Origin of the sequence: Paraburkholderia sp. EG286B, assembly GCF_040965655.1 — a bacterium.
Classification (GTDB): Bacteria; Pseudomonadota; Gammaproteobacteria; order Burkholderiales; family Burkholderiaceae; genus Paraburkholderia.
In genome coordinates, this window is sequence record NZ_JBFRCF010000026.1 from 14,940 (window position 1) to 36,573 (window position 21,634).

Here is a 21,634-nt window from a genome sequence, read left to right on the forward strand (position 1 = left end):
CTGCGCCCTGACAATCGAAACCTTGGGTTGAAGCGGTCAAGCGTTGGCGGCGACGATCTCCACCCAGTTCGCGCCGTGACCGCCCTCGCCGCGCGAGACGGCTGTGAGCGCGCCGCTCGCCGCATCGACCGCGTAGACCGACACGTGTTGCGATTTTTCTCCGCACGCCACGAGAAAACGGCCCGTCGGGTCGATGCGAAAACCGCGCGGCTGCGTCTCGGTCGTGGTCGCGCCCGCGTCTTCGAGCGCGCCGTCTTGAGAGACCTGCAGCGTGAGAATCTGGCTCGTCGTGCGCTCGGACACATAGACGAAGCGCCCATCGGGCGAGACGTGGATATCGGCGGCCCAGACGAGCTTCGCGAGCACGGCGGGATCGGGCTGCACAGGGTCCGTGGGGCTCGGGCGCGCAAAGCCGTCGTTCAGATGCGCGAGCACCGGCGCGCGCGGCGAGACGTGCAGCGCCGTTAGCTTGCCCGTGGCCGCGTCGCGCGCGAACACCGCCACCGTCGCGCGGAATTCGCTCAGCACGTACAACACGTCGCCGCTGGGCGAAAAGCGCAGATGCCGCGGACCGAAGCCCGCGCCGAGATCGACCGCACCGATCTCGACGAGGCGCCCCGCGTCTTCCAGCGCGAACACAAACACGCGGTCGCTGCCGAGCGACGACGCATACGCGAAGCGCCCGTCGGCGGAAACGATCACCGCGTGCGCGTGCTCGATCTCGCCGATCACCTGCAGCGGCGCGCCATTACCGCTCTCGAGATCGTTCGCGCCATACAGGCTCACGCGATGCTCGCCGTACGAGGCGCCCAGCAGGAAACGCCCCTGCGGCTCGGCACACAGATATGCGAGGCTCGATTCGATCGGCGTCTGCACGCGCGGCGCGAGACTGCCGCTTTGCGCGTCGATGGCGTAGTCGTTGATGCGCTTGTCCGCGCCTCGCGTGGCCGCGTAAAGGCGGCGGCGATCGGGCGAGAGCGCCATCGGCATCACGTTGTCCTGCGCGGCCACGCGCGCTTGCGGCGTGAGCGCGCCGTTACGCGCATCGAGATGAAACACGCCAATGTCGCCGTCTTTCGAATTCGCGACGTAGACGAAGAAGCGTTCGGGGTTCGGCTGGTTCATGGTGCGGGTTTCCTTCTCGATTGAGGGTTGCGCGCGGGCTCAGTGCGCGCCGCTGCGGACCGGATCGTCGGCAAAGGCGCGGCGCGACGGCTTGTTACGGGCGAGGAACGCGGCGGCGGCGGCAATCAGCGAGGTCACGCCAAGGCCATAGAGGCCGCCCGTAATCGAGCCCGTATGCTGTTGAAGATAGCCGAAGGTGGCCGGCGCGAAGAACCCGCCCAGGTTGCCGAGCGAATTGATGAGCGCGATCACGCCGGCGGCCACGCGGGTGTCGAGATAGCCCTGCGGCATCGGCCAGAACAGCGACGAAGCCGCCTTGAAGCCGATGGCCGAGAAGCAGATCGCCACGAACGAGAACACCGGGTCCGACGAGGTCGAAGCGAACAGGCCACAGGCCGCGATCACGAGTGCGACGGCGAGCCACGCCTGCTGGAAGCGGTACTTCGCCGAGAGCAGCGCGAAGCAGTACATCGCGACGATCGCGATCATCCACGGAATGGCGTTGTAGAGGCCCACCTGGAAGTCGGTCAGGCCACCCATCTTGCGGATGATCGTGGGCAGCCAGAACGTGGCCGCGTAGATCGTGAGCTGAATGGCGAAGTAGAGGAAGCAGAACAGCACGATCTGCGGGTCCTTCAGGAGGCGCAGCACCGGCACGTGCGCGCCCGTGGCGGCTTCGCGCTCGGCCTGCTCGCGCACCATGTAGGTCTCGAGCGCGCCCTGTTCGTCGTTCGTGAGCCAGTGGGCATCGCGAATGCGCGACTTCAGGAACACCCAGCTCACGCCGCACAGCACGATGGAAAAGCCGCCTTCGATCAGGAACATCCACTGCCAGCCCGCGAGACCGAGGCCGCGCACCGACAGCAGCGCGCCCGTGATCGGGCCCGAGAGCACCGACGCGAACGCCGAGCCCGCGAGAAACACGGCCGCCGCCTTGCCGCGTTCCTTCTGCGGCAGCCACTGCGCGAAGTAATAGATCACGCCGGGAAAGAAACCGGCTTCGGCTACGCCCAGCAGAAACCGCAGCACGTAGAACGAGGTGTCGTTGTGCACGAACGCCATGGCGGCGGCCACCACGCCCCACGTGCCCATGATGCGCGTGAGCCACGCGCGTGCGCCATACTTTTGCATGAGGATGTTGGACGGCACCTCGAAGATCGCGTAGCCCACGAAGAACAGCCCCGCGCCGAACCCATACGCCGCCGCCGAAAGGCCGATATCGGCTTTCATGTGCGCGCCGGCGAAACCGACGTTCACACGGTCGATATAGTTCGCGATGAACATGATGAGGAAGAGCGGGAGCACGTGCCGCAGGACCTTGGCGCTGGCTGACTCCAGCAGGTCCTCATAACGGTTGGCGGGGGCGGACATCGAGGTTGTCTCCTTCAGGCGCAGGCAGCGCGCGGATTGGATGCTTCGTGGTACGTTGTCTGATGACATTCTAGGCTTGCGCACCGAGGGAGCCAACGTCGTGTTTACCCTGCTCCGGAACCGGAATCATAACCGATAAAGCTTGAGTCTGCGCGCCTGGAGCGGTTCTGGGCTGCTGCAGCCGCCTGCCGCGGGTGGGCGCTGGCGACGATCTGGCGTATGATGGTTGTACGATGACTTAACTCACTGCAACGAGACTCGGAGACGATATGCAAATCACTGGCGACATGCTCATTGGAGGCCGCGCGGTGCGCGGCTCGGAAAAGCCGCTCGCGGCTTTCAATCCCGCCACGGGCGAAGCGATCCCCGCACCGGCCTTCGGCAGCGGCACGGCCGCCGACGTCGACGCCGCCTGCCAGCTCGCCGCCGCGGCGTTCGACGCGTACCGCACGCTACCGCTCGCCGTGCGCGCGGCGTTCCTCGACCGCATCGCCGACGGCATCGCCGCGCTCGGCGACATGCTCACCGAACGCGCCCACGCGGAAACCGGCCTGCCCAAGGCGCGCCTCGAAGGCGAGCGCGGCCGCACCGTCGGTCAACTCAAGTTGTTCGCGCAGGAAGTGCGCCAGGGACTGTGGCTCACCCCCACGCTCGACGCCGCCCTGCCCGAGCGCAAGCCGCTGCCGCGCGCCGACCTGCGTCTGCAGAAAATCGCGCTCGGCCCCGTCGCCGTGTTCGGCGCGAGCAACTTCCCGCTCGCGTTCTCTGTGGCGGGCGGCGACACGGCCGCGGCGCTGGCGGCGGGCTGCCCGGTCATCGTCAAGGCGCACGGCGCGCACCTCGGTACTTCGGAGATGGTCGGCCGCGTGATCCAGCAGGCCGTGCAGGAGATGGGGCTGCCCGAGGGCGTGTTCTCGCTCATCGTCGGCGCGGGGCGCACCGTGGGCGAGGCGCTCGTCGCGCATCCGGCCATCAAGGCCGTCGGCTTCACCGGCTCGCGCGCGGGCGGCACGGCGCTCATGCGCATCGCCGCGAACCGGCCCGAACCCATTCCCGTCTACGCGGAAATGAGCAGCATCAATCCCGTGTTCCTGCTGCCCGAGGCGCTCGCGGCGCGTGGCGCGGCCATCGCACAGGGCTTCGTCGATTCGCTCGTGCTCGGCGCGGGTCAGTTCTGCACGAATCCGGGTCTGGCGATCGGCATCGAGGGCCCGGCGCTCGACCAGTTCGCACAGGCGGCTGCCCAGGCGCTGGGCATCAAGCCCGCGCAGACCATGCTCACGGCGGGCATCCATGCGGCGTATGAAGAAGGCGCGCGGCGCCTCGCCGAAACCCAGGGCGTGAGCGCCCTCGCGCAAGGCCAGAGCGCGAGCGGCCCGAACCAGGCGTTCGCCGCCCTCTTCGTGACCGACGCGCAAACCTTCCTCGCGCAGCCCGCCCTCGAAGACGAAGTGTTCGGCCCGGCCTCGACGCTCGTGCGCTGCAAGGACGAAGCCGAAGTGCTCGCCGTGGCCGAGCACTTCGCGGGCCAGCTCACCGCGACGATCCAGATGGACCGCACCGACGTGCCCGCCGCGATGCGCCTCGTGCCGATCCTCGAGCGCAAGGCCGGCCGCCTGCTCGTGAACGGCTTCCCGACCGGCGTGGAGGTCACGCACGCGATGGTGCACGGCGGCCCGTTCCCGGCCACGTCCGACAGCCGCGCGACCTCGGTGGGCACGAGCGCGATGGAGCGTTTCCTGCGGCCGGTGTGTTATCAGGACTTCCCGGCCGAGCTGCTGCCGCAGGCGCTGGCGGACGCCAATCCGCTCGACCTCTGGCGGCGCAAGAATGGCGAGATGGTGCGAGGCTGAGTTGCCTCATCGGCGCCTTTCGCGCATCGCAAATGAAAACAGCGGCTGTTGGCCGCTGTTTTTCCATGCAGGCGACGCTGGAACGCGCTACGCCTTTTCGCCAGACTCCGCCGCGGCGCGGCGCAGCCGCTCGCGGCTGCTCGACAGATGCATGCGCATGGCCGCGCGTGCGCCATCCGGATCGTGACGGGCGATAGCGTCGAAAATGCTCTCGTGCTCGCGGTTCACCAGCTCGGCGTAAGCCTGCGGATCGCGATGCGCGATGCCGGCCGAATCGACGCGCCGGCGCGGTATCAGCGCCGCGCCCATCTGCGTGAGGATGTCGACGAAATAGCGGTTGCCCGTGGCGCGCGCCACCGAGATGTGGAATTCGAGGTCGGCGCCCGAGCTGTCGCCGCCCGTGCGGATGACGACGTCGAGTGTGTCGAGCGCGGCGCGCATGCCCGCGAGGTCGCGCTCGCTCGCACGCTGGGCGGCGAGGCCCGCGGCCTCCGTTTCGAGGCTGATGCGCAGCTCCAGCACGGACAGCACATCGTCCAGCGTGCTGGCCGGGACGACGTCGAGATCGAGCGGCTCGCGGCGCGGCTCCAGCACGAAGCTGCCGATGCCGTGACGCGTTTCGATCACCGACATGGCCTGCAGACGCGAGATCGCCTCGCGCACCACCGTGCGGCTCACGCCCAGTTGCGTCATGAGGTTGCTTTCGGTGGGCAGTTTGTCGCCCGGCTTGAGCGCGCGCGTGGCGATCTGCTCGCTGATGAAGTTGACGACCTGCTCGGCGAGATTGCGGCTACGCGCGGCGATGGGCGTGGCAAGCGACTCCGCCATGTGGATCTCCTTGGCTCGATATGCGTGCGTAAGTCGTTCCATTATACGTTGTCGGACAACCGCCGGAAAAGCGCGCGAGCATGCGACTGAGGACATCCTACGACTGCATGATGGGCGCCATCCAGGCAGGCCCGGACACCCCACGAAACCGCGCCGCAAACGATCCTCATTTTATTTCGCATTCCGATGCAATTCGCGCCGTTGCGAGCCGCGGCGGGGAACGCATATCGTTGTGTTAGCAAACATGTCTCGCTGCAATAATCCGGCAGATTTATTTGCACATCCTGGCTGCACAAGTCGTCGTTCTCCGATAATCTCCTCGAAAAGGTGCGCGCCCGGCCGTCTTGCACAATGAGAATCCCCCACGGACGACGCCTCAACTGATATCGAATCGCAACGCGTTTGTGTCGTTACCATCCGCAACGAGGGAATCATTGAGAACCCGCATCGTCCTGATCATCCTTGCGCTCGCGCTGCCATGGGCGCCGCTCCTCGCGGCGCCGCCCGCCGAGCCCGCGCCTGACACGATGCAGGCCCGCGTGATGGGTTGCGCGGCCTGTCACGGCGCACACGGCGAAGGCACCGACAACGACTACTTCCCGCGTCTCGCGGGCAAGCCGGCGGGGTATCTGTTCAACCAGCTCGTCGCCTTCCGCGACGGCGGCCGCAGCTACCCGCCCATGAACTATCTGCTGGCGTATCTGCCCGACGCCTACCTCAAGCAGATCGCGGAATTCTTCTCGCAGCAGCACCCGCCCTATCCGCTGCCCGCCAAACCCACGGTCGATGCAGCCACGCTCGCGCTCGGTAAAACGCTCGTCATGAACGGCGATAGCAAGCGCAACGTCCCGGCCTGCGCAGGCTGCCACGGCGCCTCGCTCACGGGGATGCAGCCGGCCATCCCGGGCCTCGTGGGCCTGCATGCGAACTACATCAGCGCACAGCTCGGCGCGTTCCGCTACGGCACGCGCCGCGCCGCCGCGCCCGACTGCATGCACGACATTGCCACCCGTCTCGCCGACCGCGACATCACCGCGATCGCGGCCTGGCTCTCGTCGCAACCCGCGCCCGCCGATACGACGCCGGCGGCGGCCTCGCCGCTGCCGCTCGCGTGCGGCAGCGTCCACAACTAGCCGGGGCCTCGACGTGCGCAGACTTCGATCCCTTCTCCCGTCGTCGTCAAAGCCGCTCGCGACGCGCCTCTCGCTCGCGGCCGCCACGCTCTGCATGGGCGCCGCGGTCGCGCTCGCGCAAACGGCCGCGCCCAGCGCGAACGCGGCGGACGCGGCGAGCGCCGCCGCGGCGGCAGCCGCGGCCAACGCGAAGCCGCTCGCGCACAACGCCGAACTGATCGCGCGCGGCGAATACCTCGCGCGCGCCGGCGACTGCATTGCATGCCACACGGTGCCTTCCGAGCAGATGTTTGGCGGCGGCCGCCCGATGGAAACGCCGTTCGGCACGCTCTACACGCCGAACATCTCGTCGGACAAGACCTTCGGCATCGGCGCGTGGACCGCCGACGAGTTCTACCGCATGCTGCACGAGGGCAAGTCGCGCGACGGCACGCTGCTCTATCCGGCCATGCCGTTCGCGTCGTACACCAAGGTCACGCGCGCGGACTCGGACGCCATCTTCGCATACCTGCTCTCCACGCAGCCCGTGCACAAGGAGAACCGCCCGCACGACCTGCGCTTCCCGTATAACAAGCGCGCGCTGCTGCTCGGCTGGCGCACGCTGTTCTTCCGCCAGGGCGAGTTCAAGCCCGACCCGAAGCAGTCCGCCGAATGGAATCGCGGCGCCTATCTCGTGGAAGGCCTCGGCCACTGCACGATGTGCCATACGGCCATCAACGCGCTGGGCGGCAACTCGCCCTCGAAGGCGTTCGAGGGCGGTCTGATTCCCGTGCAGAACTGGTACGCGCCTTCGCTCACCTCGAACAAGGAAGCGGGCCTCGGCGACTGGAGCATCGAGGACATCGTCGATCTGCTGCACGCGGGCGTGTCGAAGCGCGGCGCCGTGTACGGGCCGATGGCCGAAGTGGTCTACGACAGCTTCCAGTACCTCACCGAAGACGACGTGCGCGCCGTGGCCGTCTATCTGAAGTCGCTGCCGGGCCGCAACAACGAGGTCGACAAGTCGCCCAAGAGCACCTTCGTGACGGAGGAAGCCGCCCGCCTCGTGCCGCTCGGCAGGAAGATCTACGAGTCGCAGTGCGCGGTCTGCCACGCCACCGAAGGCCAAGGCAAGCCCCCGCATTTCCCGCCGCTCGCCGACAACCAGTCGATCCAGATGAACTCGGCCGTGAATCCCATCCGCATGGTGCTCAACGGCGGCTATGCGCCAGGCACGCACAAGAACCCCATGCCCTATGGCATGCCGCCCTTCGCGCAGTCGCTCTCCGATGAAGAAGTGGCGGCCGTGGTCACGTATATCCGCACGGCGTGGGGCAATCACGGCACGCCGGTTTCCGAACACGAAGTGAACGCGCTGCGTTCCGCGCCGCTTTTCTGAGGCTGCGATGATCGAAACTCCCGTACCCGAACAACCGGGCGAGCGCCCGCAACACGAACAGGTCGACGAGATCGTGGCCACCGGCCCGGGCGGCGCGCTCGCCCTGGCGGGCATCGCCACGGCGATCGTCGCCGCGCTCTGGTTCATCTTCTACTTCGTCGTGTTCCTGCCGCGCGGCGTCATCCAATAGCTCAGACAGACAAGAAAAGGCCGGCCTCATGTCGAATCCGCTCGATAACCATGCCAGTGCCGAAGTCGCCGCGCGCGTCGAGCGCCGCTGGGCGACGCTCATGGTGGCGTTCGTCTCCCTGCTCGTCGCCGTGGTGGTGTTCACGGGCCTGCACTGGGCCATGATGCCGCCTTCGCGCGTGGAGCTCGTCAATCCGCAAACGCTGCACGTGTCCGGCGAATTCGTCGAGTCGAACCTCGGCAGCGCCGTGGAGACCGACGGCTCCGTGACGGTGCGCATTCTCGCGCAGCAGTACTCGTTCACGCCGCAATGCATCCTCGTCCCGGCGAACACGCCCGTTACCTTCCGCGCGACGAGCGCCGATGTCGTGCACGGCTTTCTCGTCACGGACACCAACCTGAACTCGATGGTCGAGCCGGGCTACATCTCGACGTTCCGCACGACCTTCGACAAACCCTCCGACCACCTCATGCCGTGCCACGAATACTGCGGCACGGGCCACCAGGGCATGTGGGCCCACGTGAAGGTCATCGACCGCGATGCCTTCATCCAGATGGCGAACCAGCCAGGCAATTCAGCGCGGAGACTCAGCTGTGTTAAATAACAAGCGACTCGTACTCGCCCACTTCTGGCTCGCGTTCATCGTCTTCGGCGTGGCGCTGCTGCTCGGCGCGTGGCAGATGTTCGTACGCAGCCCGCTGCATCCGTGGCTCAACGACCCCGAGCTGTACTACCGCTCGGTCACGGAGCACGGCACCGTGATGGGTTACGTGTTTCCCACGCTCATCGCGATGGGCTTCGGCTACGCGGTCAGCGAACTGGCGCTCAAGCGCCCGCTCGTGGGCGTGAAGTGGGCCTGGCTCGGCTTCATCCTGCTCGCGCTCGGCGCCGTCACGGCCTCGGTGCCAGTGGCGCTCGGCCTCGCTTCCGTGCTCTATACGTTCTACCCGCCGATGATCGGCAACGTGTTCTATTACCTCGGCGTCGTGCTCGTCGTGGTGGGCTCGTGGGTCTGGGTCGCGCTGATGGGCATCAACACCGCAAAGTGGAAGCGCGAGAATCGCGGCAAACCGCTGCCGCTCGCCATGTTCGCAACCACGGCGGGCGCCTATCTGTGGGGCTGGACCGCGGTGGGCGCGGCCATCGAAGTGCTGTTCCAGATCCTGCCCGTGGCCTTCGGCTGGCGCAATACGATCGACGCGGGCCTCGCGCGCGTGTTCTTCTCCTGGACCCTGCACGCCATCGTCTACTTCTGGCTCGTGCCCGCCTATATCGCGTACTACACGATCGTCCCGCGCGCGATCGGCGGCCGGCTCTACAGCGACGTGATGGCACGCATCTCGTTCATCCTGTTCCTCGTGGTGGCCATGCCGATCGGGATTCACCACCTGTTCGCCGATCCGCAGGTGGGCTCGGGCTTCAAGTTCGTGCAGTCGGTGTTCACGGCGCTCGTCTCGGTGCCCACGCTCCTCACCGTGTTCACGATCTGCGCGTCGGTCGAGATCGCCGGGCGCCTGCGCGGCGGCAAGGGCCCGTTCGGCTGGATCGCGAAGCTGCCGTGGCAGAACCCGCAAATGCTGGCCGTGGCGTTCTCGTTCGTCATGCTCGGCTTCGGCGGCGCGGGCGGCCTCATCAACATGAGCTACCAGCTCGACCAGTCCGTGCACAACACGCAGTGGATCACGGGCCACTTTCACCTGATCTACGGCGGCGCGATCGTCATCATGTACTTCGCCATCGCCTACGACCTGTGGCCGCAGATCACGGGCCGCGCGCTCAACAACTGGCGCCTCATGCGCTGGCAGCTGTGGCTGTGGTTCATCGGCATGATCGTGACGACCTTCCCGTGGCACCTGGTCGGCCTCATGGGCATGCCGCGCCGCATGGCCTACTACGACTACAGCGACCCGGCGCTCGCGGGCCAGGGCGCGCTCGTGGTGCTCTCGGCCATTGGCGGACTGATCCTCGTGGTCTCGGCGGTGCTGTTCTTTACCGTGCTCCTGCAGGGGCATCGCAGCGAGGCGGCCGCGCCCGAGGAATATCGCTTCAGCAAGCCGGTGCACGAGTCGGCCACGCTGCCGGTGGCGCTCAATAGCTTCGGGCTGTGGGTCGTGCTGATGGTCGCCCTCACGATCACCAATTACGGCTACCCGATCGCGCAACTGCTGGCGACGCCCGAAACGGCCGTGCCCGCGATCCCGATTGGAGCACAGCGATGAGCGACGAACGCCTGTTCTCGTTTCGCAATGTGTGGTTTCGCGCGAGCGTCGGCACGGCCATCGTCGTGTTCGTCGTCTCCGTGCTGATCGGCTTCATCTGGCTGCCTTCCGCCAAGAGCGACCCGTATTTTCAGGGCATCTGGACGGCGATCTGCAGCGCGGCCGGCGTGCCGCGCGATTGGCACCCGGTCGGATCGGCGGTGCCGCCGGGCTACAAGCTGAGCCAGGTCGAACTGACGCCGCACATGCTCGATGGGGCGACGACGCTCTCGGTTGGCCGCGGCGCGACGCTCGCCTTGCGCTGCACGATGTGCCATGGCCCACGCGGCATCAGCATGGCCAATTCGCCGAATCTGGCGGGCCAGTTCGCCATCGTGGTGTTCAAGGAGCTGCACGACTTCCAGACCGGCGCCCGCCAGAACGCGGTGATGTCGCCCATGGCGCGCGATCTGTCCGACGAGGACATGCGCGACCTCGCCGCCTACTACGCCTCGCTGCAGCCGATCGCGCACCTGCATGGCGGCGCGCCCGCCATCGTGGCGCACGGCGCGCCGCTGCGCAATATTCCCGCGTGCGCGTCCTGCCATGGCGGCGTGGACAGCAAGATCGGCAGCCCGTGGCTCGACGGCCTGCCGGCCGCGTACACCAAGGCGCAGTTGCTCGCGTTCGCGAACGGCACGCGCCACAACGACATTTCCGAGCAGATGCGCAATATCGCGCGCAACATGACGCCCGAGGAAATCGACGCGGCCGCCGCCTGGTACGCGGGCGAAACGCCGCCGAAGCAACCCTGAACCCACCCCTGCGGGACTTGCGGCGGTACGCAAATTGCGCGCCCTGCACGTCCTTCACCCAAACTCGCGGAGCGACATCATGCAAAAGACGGCATCGGCAAAATGGCACGGCGGCATCAAGGACGGACAAGGCACGATCTCGACGCAAACCGGCGTGCTCAAGGAAGCGCCGTACGGCTTCGCCTCGCGCTTCGAAGGCGGTCCCGGCACCAACCCCGAGGAGCTGATCGGCGCGGCCCACGCGGGCTGCTTCACGATGGCGTTCTCGCTCTTTCTCACCCAGGCGGGCTTCACGGCCGAGAGCATCGAGACGAAATCGACCGTCACGCTCGACAAGGTGGGCGAAGGCTTCGCCATCACGAGCTGCCAGCTCGACATGACCGCGAAGATTCCGGGCATCGATCAAGCGAAGTTCGACGAGCTCTCGAAGGGCGCCAAGGAAAACTGCCCGGTGTCGAAGCTCTTCGCCAACAACGCGAAGATCACGCTCAACGCGAAGCTCGTTTGAGAGGCTGTCATGGCCATCCCCCATGCCGCGCCGGGTGAGGTCTTCGACGTGCGTCCGCTGGGCGGCGCGCTCAAGAACACGAAATCGACCACCCTGATCCGCGCGCAGCAACTCGAAGTCATGCGCATCGTGCTGCCCGCGGGCAAGCGCCTGCCCGAGCACAGCGTGCCCGGCGAGATCACGGTGCAGTGCGTGGAAGGCGTGATCCGCTTCTTCGTGAACGGCGACCCGCGCACCATGCACGCCGGCGACATGCTGCTGCTCGGCGGCGGCGAAACGCACGCGCTGGAAGCGCTCGACGATGCCTCCGTGATCGTCACGATTCATCTTGCCCATGGGGACAAGTAGGGCTAGCGCGGCATCCACCACAAAAAAAGGGCGTGTCCCGGCGAATACCGGACACGCCCTTTTACTTGCCGAAGACGGGCTGCCCCGCCCCGCTCATGGCTTCGACGGCAACGGCTCGTCGTTGAGCGTCTTGAGGAACGCGATGATGTCCTGAATGTCGCTTTGCGTCATCGCGGGCTTGTCGCCGAACTTGCGGTCGAACGGCGCATCGGTCACGTCCACGTTCTCCTGGAACTGCGGCGGAATATCGTCGTACTTGTCGATCTTGCCGTCGGGGCCGCGCGGATAGAACTTGCCCGGGTCGGTATTGCGATCGTTGTAGAACGCCATCACGTCGTCGAGGTTGTGATACACGCCGTTATGGAAAAACACCGTGCGCGTGGCCGAATTGCGCAGCGTGGGCGTGAGGAACATGCCGCAGTACTGCGTCTGGTCCTTGAAGTCCGAACGGAACGGGCCGCATACGCCCATATCGAAGAAGTGCGGGTCCTTGTTCTGCGCGAGCTTGTTGTTGCGCGGCACGCCCAGCGCCTCGTACTGGTAGTCCGTGAACATGGGCGGCAGGCCGTCCTTGCCGGGCTTCGAGAGATGGCAGCCCGCGCAGTTCGCCTTGTTCGGGTCGTTGAAGAGGCGCAGGCCGCGCAGCTCCGCTTGCGAGAGGCGCGCATGGCCTTCGAGCCAGCGATCGTACTTACTGTTATACGGGTGGAACGACTGATCTTCCACCTGGTAGCGCGAGATCGCGAACATCGCCTCCGCCACCGCCAGCTTCGGGTCGCTGAAGATCCGGTCGCCGAACAGTTCCGCGAAGTGCTTCGCATACGGCGCCTTTGCGAGCTTCGTCGTCACCTGCTCGATGCTCGTGTTCGCCATTTCCACAGGGTTGAGCAGCGGGCCATACGCTTGCTGCTGCAGCGTGTCGGCGCGGCCGTCCCAGAACAGGCCGCCCTGCGGCACCATCTCCACGGAGGTCGATGCGCCGCCCGCCACCTTCTGCGACTTCACGACGTCGGCGGCGGCGCTGGCCTGCTGGACGACCGTCGGCGCGTCGTCGGCTTCACCCTGGTCGGGACCGATGCTGAAGTTCGGTTGACGGTACAGATACATGAGCGAAGGCGGCGGGCGATAACCCTGCTGGTTCATCGCGAGGCCGCCCATCTGCACGTCGTGCCCGTTGGGAGGCCCGTAGGAACGGCCGGGGCTATGGCACGAAGAACAGGACTGCTGACCGGAGCCCGAGAGCGCCGGATCGAAAAAGAGCTGCTTGCCGAGCTGCGCCATCGCCGAAAGCGGTGCGACTGGCGGGCGCTGCAGCACCACGGGGTGTGGATTCGCGCCCGTCAGGTTCTCGACGACCTCGCCCACGGCATCGGGCACGTCGGCCGGGAACGCCACGGCGTAGGCGCAGAAACCCAGTGCGCCGACCGCGATCACGGCGGCGGCGGCGCGCAGGACGATCCGCGCGGGGCTCGCCGCGCTGCGCGGTTTGGGTGAAGACGGTGTCGGCGAAGTGGAAAGCTCGGACATGATGCGATCTTTCTTTGCGTATTACCACGAAAAGGAAAAGCCGAACGCCGCGAGCAGTTGAGCTCCGCGCCGTCGATCTGATCGACGTCCGGCGTCTGATGTAAGGCGCAATTACATGTTGCATCGCCGAGAAGCGAGCGCATTACAACATCGCAAGATGACTACACGGCGACCGTTTAATTTCCGAATACTTTCAATGATTTTCAAACTCGAAAGAATCTCTGGAGGGGCCGTGTGGACTAGGTTCTGGATACGGCCCCGGATACGGTCCACGCACGGGGGCCGGGATTGAGCCCATTGCACTCCGTGCGGCGCGAGCTATAACTGAAAACACAGTGCGGATGTTCTCTGCGCGCCCGCTCGCCCCTTCTTCTTGCGCCGCGCCGCGCTGTGCCGCCCCCGAATGCGTGGGCGCGCTTCCTTCGTGAGCAGTGAGCTAAGACGTTCGGCAGCCGTGCGCTGCGCGCAGGCATCCCGACTTTCCAGAATGAGTGTGCGGCTTCAGGCTTTGCCTTTTGCTCGCGCGCACCTTCGCCGCGGCGTCACTCCGCCGTTATCCCGCAGTGACTTCGTCGTTGCCGCGAAGGCGCACTCACGAACTCGAGAAAGGAGGTTGATATGACATTACGCCTGGCATTGATCGCCACATGCGTAGCGGCCGTGGCAGCCGTTGCGCCCGGCACGGCGCGCGCGAAGGACGAACCCGTTTCGGAGCAGCGCGCGCATCAGACGATGACCGACGATGCCGATGCTTCGGCTCAGGCCAGCACCGACATGTCGTATGGCGGCACGCCCGATACGCACAGCGCCTCGGGCCATCGCACGGGCAAGATGTGCTGGCCGCGTCCCGACTGCGACGTGTTTTTTGGTCACTGAAACGCGCCCGCTGAACGAGCGCCGATGAGCCCGAGGCGGCGGCGCGCAAGATCCGCCGCCCTCGCCTCTCACACTTTCAACGCCTGCGCGCGGGCGGGTTGCCGCTTTATGCGCGCCGGGCGAAACCCACCGCGCGCCACGTAAACAGCGCCCCCGCCAGCATCAGCAGGCTCGTGCCGAGGAACACGGCGCGCATGCCCAGATGCCCGCCGACGAAGCCGCCGATCAGCGGCCCGAGCACCTGCCCCGCGAATTGCGCCGAGACCGAATAGCCGAGCACGCTGCCCGCGGCAAGATCCGGCGCGTTGTGACGAATCACCGTCGCGATGCACGGCAGCAGCGCCGCGAGCGACACGCCCATGAGAAAGCGCAGCACGACGAGTTGCCAGCCCGCCGTGACGAACGCCTGCGGTACGAGCAGTACCGCCGAGGCCGCCAGCGCCACGACGATCACTTTCGCGTGCCCTGCACGGTCCGCCACGCGCCCAAGCCGCGAAGCGGCGACGATGCTGCCGAGCGCCGCCGCCGACATCGCGAGGCCCGCGACGAACGTCACGCGCGCGGGGTCGTGCACGAGCGTCGCCACGTACACGGTGATGATGGGCTCGATCGACATGTTGGCGAGCATCAGCAGCATGCCCGTCACGAGCATGGCGACGATCGGGCGCTTGTCGGGCAGCGCCGACCAGCCGCCCTTGTGCGCCGCATGCGCTACGCGCGCGGGGCGCGGCGCTTCCTTCACGAACACGCAGGTCGCGATGAAGGCCGCGAAGATCGTTGCGCCCGCCACCCAGAACGTGGCGCGCAGGCCGATGAGCGGCGGCAGCGTGCCACCCAGCAGCGGTCCGATCAGATTGCCGGCCATGATGCCCGACGACAGCACGCCGAGCGCCCACGCCGAGCGGTGACGCGGCGTTTGCGTGGCGACGAGGATGGTCGAGCCCGACGAATAGCCGCCCGCGAAACCCGCGAGCAAACGCAGCGCGACGAGCTGCCAGATATTGCGCGACATGCCGATGAGCGACATCGTGACCGCCATGCCGAGGCTCGCACGCACGAGCATGGGCTTGCGGCCGTAGCGGTCGCCGAGGCGCCCCCACAGGGGAGCGACGAGCGCCGCCGTGAAGAACGTCGCGCTGTACGCAATGCCCGACCACTGCACGATCGCCGCGTGGCCGCGCACGCCCAGTTCCTCCACGTAGAGCGGCAGGAACGGCAGCATCAGCGTCATGGCGACGAGCGTCGTGAACGAGCCCACCACGCAGACCGCGAGATTGCGCCGCCAGTGTTGCTCGACTTCGGCGTCGTGCGGGTTTTGGGGTGGTGGTTGCTGCGTGCCGGAAGCGGCAGACGAAGCCGTGGATGAAGCAGTGGAAGTCGAGTCGGACGCCCCGGCGCGATCGCGTGGCGGATCGTCGGGGTCTTCTGCGCGGGAGGTCATCGGCGGATCGAGGCAGCGGCGGGCGACGCGCTTCACCCGCTTGCCGGGCGAAGTCGCAAGGCACCTACGTTAAGCGAAGCGCGCCGCGCGTGTCAATTTTTTAAGCGTCCGCCGAAGATGGGCGCTCAGGCGCCGGCCGGCCGAAGGGACTGGCAAGAGGCGCGCCGTTCGTTTGCCGCTTATTGCACCGCCGTCTGCAGCAGCCCCACGACGCGCTGCAGCGGCACGAGCACTTCGGCGTCGATGCCATAGAGCGGGCCGAGCGTCTGCGAGACGTCGCGATAGTCGAGCCGCGTATGCCCTTCGTTGTCTTCCCAGATCACCATGCGCAGCGGCAACTCCACCGCCGCGTGCGGGTTGGCCGCCATGACGGGCGTCCCCGCCTTCGGATTGCCGAACAGGATGAGGCGCGTGCGGCGCAGGCTGAGCCCGGCGGTCTCGGCGGCTTCGCGCTGGTCGACGTCGGCGAAGATATCCGCACCCGCCTTGGCCAGCGCGGTCTTCAGGCGCGCGATCGTCGTGTCGAAGTCGTGGGCGCTCTTGAGCGCCAGCACGGACGAGGGATGTTGCCCGTATTCGGCCATGACAGACTCCTCCTATGGCGCACGGCCCGCGCGAATGCGCGATGCATGCAACGGCACTTTATCCCAGAATGCACGGCGGATGATCCAGGGCGCACGCGGGCAGGCGTCAGGCGCACGGCTTGCCGGCACGCGTCTTCTTCGCGCCATGCGACCGGGCGCCGTGCGCCGCCTGGTGCGACCACGCACGCCACCACGCCCATGCCGCGCCTGCCGGGAGCACGGCGGCAATCAGCAGATTCACACGCATGCCCGCGCCGATCGATGCGCGCCCCGCGATCATGGCGCCCGCCACGGCCACGCCGAGCGCCGCGCCGGTCTGCCGGGCGGCGTTCAGTACGCCAGCGGCGATGCCCGCGCGGCCCTGATCGACCGTCGCCATGAGCGCCGCCGTGGCCGCCGGCGTAATCAGGCTCGCGGCGAAACCGATGGCCGGCAGCGGCAAGGCCAGCAAGTCGTAGCGCGCCGTCGTGCCGCAAACCGCCGCGCCGAGATAGCCCGCCGCCGCGAGCAGGCAGGCGAGCGCGACGAGCGCGCGCGGTCCGAGCCACGCCACGGCGCGCCGCGACAGCAGACTGCCGAGCGGCACCAGCACGGTGAGCGGCAGGAAGGCGAGGCCCGCGCGCAGCGGCGCGTAGCCGCGCTCCTGCTGGAGATAAAGGCTGAGCCCGAACAGCAGACCGTAGAACGTGAACGCCGAAATCATCGAGACCAGCACGGCCGCGCTGAACACGCGCTCGCGGAAGAAGCCGAGCGGCAGCATAGGCTGCGCGCGATGCTTTTCTAGCGCGACGAAGACGATCGCCGCCCCACCCGCCAGCACGAGACCGCCCACGACGAGCGGCGCACACCAGCCGTGCCCGGGCGCCTCGATGATGGCGGCATTGAGCAGCGCCAGCGCCGCGATGGCCGCGCCCTGGCCCGCCAGATCGAGCCGGCGCGGCGCGCCCGGGCGCGGCTGCGGCGCCATGCGCGCGGCCATGGCGATGCCCGCGAGGCACACCGGCACGTTGAGCAGAAAGATGCTGCGCCAGCCGACGAGCCCGATCAGCACGCCGCCCAGCAACGGGCCCGCCGCCATCGCGACGCCGCCGAGCCCGGCCCACACGCCGAAGGCGGCCGCGCGCTCGCGCGCGTTGGCGCATGCGCCGTTGATGAGCGCCATCGAGGCGGGCACGAGCAGGGCCGCGCCCATGCCCTGCAGCACCCGTCCGAGCGTGAGCAGCGCGAGGCTCGGCGCGGCGCCGCACAACGCCGAGGCCGCGGTGAACACCGCGAGCCCGGCCATATAGACCTGGCGCGCGCCGAGCCGGTCGCCGAGCGTGCCGCCCGAAAGCAGCAGGCTCGCGAACGTGAGCGTATAGGCGTTCACGACCCATTGCAGGCCGGCCACGCCGCCCGCAAGACTCGCACCGATGCGCTCCAGCGCGACATTGACGATCGAGGTGTCGAGGATCACCACGACATAACTGATGCTCGTGGCCCAGAGCACCCGGCGTTGCTGTGCGCGGCGGTGCGTCTCGTGCGTGTCGTGTATCTCGTGCGTCTCGTGCATTTGCATAGGCTCTCCCGCTACGCCGGCGCACGTTGGGCGCCGGTCACGAGCCCAGTATCGGTCGCAGGGCAGTGCCGATGCTTCGATGCGTGTCGAAACATGCGATCCTGCTCGCGCGTTACGCTATGCCTATGTTTTGGAGAAACGCATGAATGGCACGAACACGCACCCGAGGGTGTCCGCCACGGCCTTCCTGATCGCCGACCCCGCGCGCGCCGCGATGCTGATGGCGCTCGCCGACGGCCGTGCGCTGCCCGCCGGCGAACTGGCTTACGCGGCCGGCGTGACCGCGCAAACTGCGAGCAGCCATCTGGCGAAGCTGCTGGACGGCGGGCTGCTCGCCGTGGAAAAGGAAGGCCGCCACCGCTACTACCGGCTAGCGGACGCCCAGGTCGCCAGCTTGCTCGAAAACCTCGCGACGGTCGGCGCGCGCGCGCCGGTGCGCCGCAAGCCGCTGGGCCGCGAGGCGCGGGACCTGCGCTTCGCGCGCTGCTGCTACGACCACCTCGCAGGCCAGGTCGGCGTGGCGATCACGGAGCGCCTCACGGATGCGGGGCTCATCACGGCGCAAGCGGACAAACGCTTCGCGGTGACGCCCGCGGGCGAGACGTGGTTCGGCGAACTCGGGCTCGACGTCGCCGCGCTGAAACCGGGGCGCCACGGCATTGCACGCCAATGCCTCGACTGGACCGAGCGCCAGCATCATCTGGCCGGGCCGCTCGGCGTGGCCTTGCTCGCGCTGCTGTGCGAACGCGGCTGGATGCGGCGCACGCGTGCGTCGCGCGCGGTGCAGGTCACGCCGCGCGGCTGGGTCGATCTGCGCGAGCGGCTGGGCCTGACGCCCGAACTGCTGGCCGCCCACGCAGATGATTCGAACGACTAACGAATTGCACCTCGTCACGCGACGAGAAACCGCTGCGCGAGGCGCACCCAGCACGCCGCGCCGAGCGGCAGCACCTGGTCGTTGAAGTCGTAGCCGGGGTTGTGCACCATGCAGCCGCCGAACTCCCCTTCACCGTTGCCGAGCAGCAGGTAGCAACCGGGCGCCGCATTGAGCATCCAGGCGAAGTCCTCGCTGCCGTTCAAGCCCTTGGGCGCCTGCATGATGGAGCCGCCCCGCGAGAATCACGAGCGAGCCCAGCACGCCGGCCTGCGCATAGGTGGGCGCGAGCGAGATGCACAGCGTGCCCGCCACCATCCATGGCGATTCATAGCCCTCGACATGACTAGACAAATTAAAGAGGTACAACAATCACTACGACCGTGCATGCCGCAACGACGTCACGACTTGCCACAGGCATGAATTCATCGCCAATTCACGCCTCTTTACAGGGTTTTCCATGAGTCGGGATTTATGAAATTCTCTTGCGCTCAAATTCTTTTCTCTCCATGCTTGTCTATGCAAGTCGCACGAAACGCAAGAACGTCCCCACGGGTCCACGGTACCCACCGACAAAGGAGCATGGTCATGCAGGCGAAGTACACCCGGCTGGCAAAAGCGCTGATTGGCGCAGCACTCGGCGTCACGCTGCTTGGAAGCGGCAGTGCCGGCGCGAAGGAATGGAAAAGCGTGACGATCGCGCTCGACGGCAGCTATGCGCCGTGGAACCTGACACTGCCCGGCGGCAAGCTTGGCGGCTTCGAACCCGAACTCGTCGAAAACCTGTGTGCGCGCGCACAAATCCAGTGCAAGCTCGTCGCCCAGGACTGGGACGGCATGATTCCGGGCCTGCAGGCGGGCAAGTTCGATGTCCTGATGGATGCGATCTCGATCACGCCTGATCGCGAGAAAATCATTGCATTCTCGAAGCCCTATGCGGCCACCCCGGCCACCTTCGCCGTCTCCGATCCGAAGATCCTGCCCAAGGGCGGCCCGAACACGACGCCTCTGAAGCTCGACGCCGACTCGCGCAGCAACGCGCCCGCCATCGAGTCGATGCGCAAGGCGCTGAAGGGCAAGACGATCGGCATCCAGTCGGGCACGGTCTACACCGGCTTCATCAACGCCAACTTCAAGGACGTCGCGTCGGTGCGCGTGTACAAGACCGCGCCCGAGCGCGATCTCGATCTCACGAACGGCCGCATCGACGCCACCTTCGACGACGTGACCTACTACACCGCCAACGCCGACAAGTCGCCCGTGGTGATCGCCGGCACGATGATTTCCGGTCCGATCTGGGGACCGGGCGAAGGTCTCGCGTTCCGCAAACAGGACGCCGACCTGAAGGCGAAGTTCGACAGCGCGATCACGGCGGCACTTGCCGACGGCACCGTGAAGAAGCTCGCGATGAAGTGGTTCAAGACCGACGTGACGCCCTAAGCGCCGCATCCTGGCCGCGCGCGCCGCGCCTGACGCGCGCCCTCGCTTCCCGACCCGCGTGGATCCCTGCCATGTCTCTGTTATCGCTATTCAACACACTCGGCCTCGGGCCGGACGGCTGGGGTAGCGTTCTGCTCCTCGGCGCGTTGATGACGGTCGTGCTCACGCTTGCCGCATTGGCAATCGGCGCCGTGTTCGGTGCACTCATCGCCGCCGCAAAACTCTCGCGCCTGCGCGTGCTGCGCGTGGTCGGCGACTTCTACACGACCGTCTTTCGCGGCGTGCCCGAATTGCTCGTCATCTATCTGTTCTATTTCGGCGGCTCTTCCCTGGTCACCACCGTCGGTCAGTGGTTCGGCGCCGACGGATTCGTCGGCGTGCCGCCCTTCGCCGTCGGCGCGTTCGCGGTCGGCATGATTTCGGGCGCGTATCAGGCCGAGGTCTATCGCGCCGCCGTGCTCGCCGTTGCACGCGGCGAACTCGAAGCCGCTCGCGCGATCGGCATGCCGACGCTCACGCTGTTTCGCCGCATTCTGATCCCGCAGGTGCTGCGCTACGCGCTGCCCGGCATCGGCAATGTCTGGCAGCTGAGCCTCAAGGACTCCGCGCTGATTTCGGTCACCGGGCTCGCCGAGTTGTTGCGGGCGAGCCAGATCGCAGCGGGCTCGACGCACCAGTACTTCCTCTTCTTCGTCGTCGGCGGTCTGCTCTATCTCGCCATGACGGGCGTGTCGAACCGTGTCTTCGGTCGCGCCGAAGCGGTCGTCGGCCGCTCGTTCAAGCGCAACTTTGCGCGCAACTGATCGGGGAGCGCACACTCATGAATATCGATTTCGCGTTCCTGCTCGACACGATGCGCCAGCTCATCGGCGCCGTGCCGACCACGCTCGGTCTTTTCTTCGCGTCGCTCGTGCTGGGCGGCCTGCTCTCGCTCGTGATCGTCACGATGCGCGTCTCGCCGCACTGGCTGCCGAACCGTTTTGCGCGCGCCTACATTCTCGTATTTCGCGGCTCGCCGCTGCTGATCCAGATGTTCCTCGTCTATTACGGCCTCGGGCAGTTCGGCGTGATTCGCGAAAGCTTCCTGTGGCCCGTGTTGCGCGAACCCTATGTCTGCGCGGTCTTGTCGCTCGCGTTGTGCACGGCGGGATACACGGCCGAGATCATCCGTGGCGGCCTCATGGCGGTGCCCGTCGGGCAGATTGAAGCCGGCTACTCGATCGGCCTCTCCGGCTTCGCCCTGCTGCGCCGCGTGATCGGCCCGATCGCGCTGCGTCAGTGCCTGCCCGCGTATTCGACCGAAGCCGTGCTGCTCGTCAAGTCGACGGCGCTGGCTAGCCTCGTCACCGTTTGGGAAGTGACGGGGGTTGCGCAGCAGATCATTCAGCAGACCTATCGCACCACCGAGGTATTTACGTGCGCGGCGCTGATCTACCTGTTCCTGAACTTCGTGGTCGTGCGCCTGATCGGCTTCGTCGAGCAACGGCTGTCGCGCCACCTGCGCGCGGCGCCGCCCGCCCCGCGCAAACCCGCCGCGCCGCTCGAAGCCACGCGTGCCGCATCGTGACCCGCCGCCCTACCTGGAGA

At 67.0% G+C, this 21,634-nt stretch carries 21 protein-coding genes and 1 pseudogene; 14 read left to right on the plus strand and 8 right to left on the minus strand.

What is annotated here, in order from left to right:
- Nucleotides 1–36 precede the first annotated feature (36 nt).
- Together AB4Y42_RS36370 and AB4Y42_RS36375 are read right to left on the minus strand one after the other, a co-directional pair.
- The gene (locus AB4Y42_RS36370; RefSeq protein ID WP_368696891.1) at nucleotides 37–1,125 is read right to left on the minus strand and encodes a lactonase family protein; all 1,089 of its coding nucleotides are present in this window, start codon (nucleotides 1,123–1,125) and stop codon (nucleotides 37–39) included.
- Between the two features lie 39 nt (nucleotides 1,126–1,164).
- Nucleotides 1,165–2,496 carry an MFS transporter gene (locus tag AB4Y42_RS36375; RefSeq protein WP_368696892.1) on the minus strand — a complete coding sequence of 444 codons (1,332 nt, stop codon included), beginning with the start codon at nucleotides 2,494–2,496 and terminating at the stop codon, nucleotides 1,165–1,167.
- 269 nt (nucleotides 2,497–2,765) lie between these two features.
- Between AB4Y42_RS36375 and AB4Y42_RS36380 the strand changes: the two genes are divergently transcribed.
- Nucleotides 2,766–4,349: an aldehyde dehydrogenase (NADP(+)) gene (locus AB4Y42_RS36380; RefSeq protein WP_368696893.1), complete on the plus strand. Its 1,584-nt coding sequence runs from the start codon at nucleotides 2,766–2,768 to the stop codon at nucleotides 4,347–4,349.
- An 87-nt stretch (nucleotides 4,350–4,436) separates the two neighbouring features.
- On the opposite strand, the gene AB4Y42_RS36385 is transcribed toward AB4Y42_RS36380, so the two are convergent.
- A complete protein-coding gene (locus tag AB4Y42_RS36385) occupies nucleotides 4,437–5,177 on the minus strand; it encodes a FadR/GntR family transcriptional regulator (protein ID WP_368686772.1) in 741 nt (246 codons plus the stop codon).
- Between the two features lie 527 nt (nucleotides 5,178–5,704).
- Here AB4Y42_RS36385 and AB4Y42_RS36390 point away from each other — a divergent pair.
- The 8 genes from AB4Y42_RS36390 to AB4Y42_RS36425 all read left to right on the plus strand — a co-directional run bounded on the left by AB4Y42_RS36390 (nucleotide 5,705) and on the right by AB4Y42_RS36425 (nucleotide 11,747).
- Entirely contained in the window at nucleotides 5,705–6,310 is a 606-nt protein-coding gene (locus tag AB4Y42_RS36390; protein WP_368687107.1) for a cytochrome c, read from the plus strand.
- Between the two features lie 94 nt (nucleotides 6,311–6,404).
- Nucleotides 6,405–7,688: a cytochrome c gene (locus tag AB4Y42_RS36395; RefSeq protein WP_368687106.1), complete on the plus strand. Its 1,284-nt coding sequence runs from the start codon at nucleotides 6,405–6,407 to the stop codon at nucleotides 7,686–7,688.
- Nucleotides 7,689–7,695: 7 nt separating this feature from the next.
- A complete protein-coding gene (locus AB4Y42_RS36400) occupies nucleotides 7,696–7,878 on the plus strand; it encodes a hypothetical protein (RefSeq protein WP_368686771.1) in 183 nt (60 codons plus the stop codon).
- Between the two features lie 28 nt (nucleotides 7,879–7,906).
- Nucleotides 7,907–8,482 carry a cytochrome C oxidase subunit II gene (locus AB4Y42_RS36405; protein WP_368696894.1) on the plus strand — a complete coding sequence of 192 codons (576 nt, stop codon included), beginning with the start codon at nucleotides 7,907–7,909 and terminating at the stop codon, nucleotides 8,480–8,482.
- Nucleotides 8,472–10,097: a cbb3-type cytochrome c oxidase subunit I gene (locus tag AB4Y42_RS36410; RefSeq protein WP_368686769.1), complete on the plus strand. Its 1,626-nt coding sequence runs from the start codon at nucleotides 8,472–8,474 to the stop codon at nucleotides 10,095–10,097. Before AB4Y42_RS36405 ends, AB4Y42_RS36410 begins: the two co-directional genes overlap by 11 nt.
- A complete protein-coding gene (locus AB4Y42_RS36415) occupies nucleotides 10,094–10,891 on the plus strand; it encodes a cytochrome c (RefSeq protein ID WP_368686768.1) in 798 nt (265 codons plus the stop codon). Before AB4Y42_RS36410 ends, AB4Y42_RS36415 begins: the two co-directional genes overlap by 4 nt.
- A gap of 79 nt (nucleotides 10,892–10,970) precedes the next feature.
- Entirely contained in the window at nucleotides 10,971–11,399 is a 429-nt protein-coding gene (locus AB4Y42_RS36420; protein WP_042260258.1) for an OsmC family protein, read from the plus strand.
- Between the two features lie 9 nt (nucleotides 11,400–11,408).
- Nucleotides 11,409–11,747 carry a cupin domain-containing protein gene (locus AB4Y42_RS36425; protein WP_254315481.1) on the plus strand — a complete coding sequence of 113 codons (339 nt, stop codon included), beginning with the start codon at nucleotides 11,409–11,411 and terminating at the stop codon, nucleotides 11,745–11,747.
- Nucleotides 11,748–11,840: 93 nt separating this feature from the next.
- Here the strand turns inward: AB4Y42_RS36425 and AB4Y42_RS36430 are convergent, their stop codons facing one another.
- Nucleotides 11,841–13,274: a cytochrome-c peroxidase gene (locus AB4Y42_RS36430; RefSeq protein ID WP_368696895.1), complete on the minus strand. Its 1,434-nt coding sequence runs from the start codon at nucleotides 13,272–13,274 to the stop codon at nucleotides 11,841–11,843.
- Nucleotides 13,275–13,892: 618 nt separating this feature from the next.
- Here AB4Y42_RS36430 and AB4Y42_RS36435 point away from each other — a divergent pair.
- Nucleotides 13,893–14,150 (plus strand): hypothetical protein, encoded by a 258-nt coding sequence (locus AB4Y42_RS36435; RefSeq protein ID WP_368686766.1) that lies wholly within the window; start codon nucleotides 13,893–13,895, stop codon nucleotides 14,148–14,150.
- Between the two features lie 106 nt (nucleotides 14,151–14,256).
- On the opposite strand, the gene AB4Y42_RS36440 is transcribed toward AB4Y42_RS36435, so the two are convergent.
- From AB4Y42_RS36440 to AB4Y42_RS36450, 3 genes are all read right to left on the minus strand, one after another.
- Nucleotides 14,257–15,591 (minus strand): multidrug efflux MFS transporter, encoded by a 1,335-nt coding sequence (locus AB4Y42_RS36440; RefSeq protein ID WP_368686765.1) that lies wholly within the window; start codon nucleotides 15,589–15,591, stop codon nucleotides 14,257–14,259.
- Between the two features lie 179 nt (nucleotides 15,592–15,770).
- Nucleotides 15,771–16,175, minus strand: a complete 405-nt coding sequence (locus AB4Y42_RS36445) for a DUF302 domain-containing protein (RefSeq protein ID WP_368686764.1) — start codon at nucleotides 16,173–16,175, stop codon at nucleotides 15,771–15,773.
- A gap of 106 nt (nucleotides 16,176–16,281) precedes the next feature.
- Nucleotides 16,282–17,733, minus strand: a complete 1,452-nt coding sequence (locus tag AB4Y42_RS36450) for an MFS transporter (protein WP_368696896.1) — start codon at nucleotides 17,731–17,733, stop codon at nucleotides 16,282–16,284.
- 142 nt (nucleotides 17,734–17,875) lie between these two features.
- Here AB4Y42_RS36450 and AB4Y42_RS36455 point away from each other — a divergent pair, with 142 nt between their 5' ends.
- Nucleotides 17,876–18,610: an ArsR/SmtB family transcription factor gene (locus AB4Y42_RS36455; protein WP_368686762.1), complete on the plus strand. Its 735-nt coding sequence runs from the start codon at nucleotides 17,876–17,878 to the stop codon at nucleotides 18,608–18,610.
- 14 nt (nucleotides 18,611–18,624) lie between these two features.
- Here AB4Y42_RS36455 and AB4Y42_RS36460 read toward each other — a convergent pair.
- Nucleotides 18,625–18,828 (minus strand): annotated as a pseudogene (locus tag AB4Y42_RS36460) (amidohydrolase); the annotation flags it as partial.
- A 367-nt stretch (nucleotides 18,829–19,195) separates the two neighbouring features.
- Here AB4Y42_RS36460 and AB4Y42_RS36465 point away from each other — a divergent pair.
- From AB4Y42_RS36465 to AB4Y42_RS36475, 3 genes are all read left to right on the plus strand, one after another.
- Nucleotides 19,196–20,047, plus strand: coding sequence for a transporter substrate-binding domain-containing protein (locus AB4Y42_RS36465; RefSeq protein WP_368696897.1), 852 nt, complete (start codon nucleotides 19,196–19,198; stop codon nucleotides 20,045–20,047).
- Nucleotides 20,048–20,118: 71 nt separating this feature from the next.
- Nucleotides 20,119–20,850: an ABC transporter permease gene (locus AB4Y42_RS36470; RefSeq protein WP_368696898.1), complete on the plus strand. Its 732-nt coding sequence runs from the start codon at nucleotides 20,119–20,121 to the stop codon at nucleotides 20,848–20,850.
- Nucleotides 20,851–20,867: 17 nt separating this feature from the next.
- Nucleotides 20,868–21,614: an ABC transporter permease gene (locus AB4Y42_RS36475; protein WP_368686759.1), complete on the plus strand. Its 747-nt coding sequence runs from the start codon at nucleotides 20,868–20,870 to the stop codon at nucleotides 21,612–21,614.
- The last annotated feature ends 20 nt before the right edge of the window (nucleotides 21,615–21,634 follow it).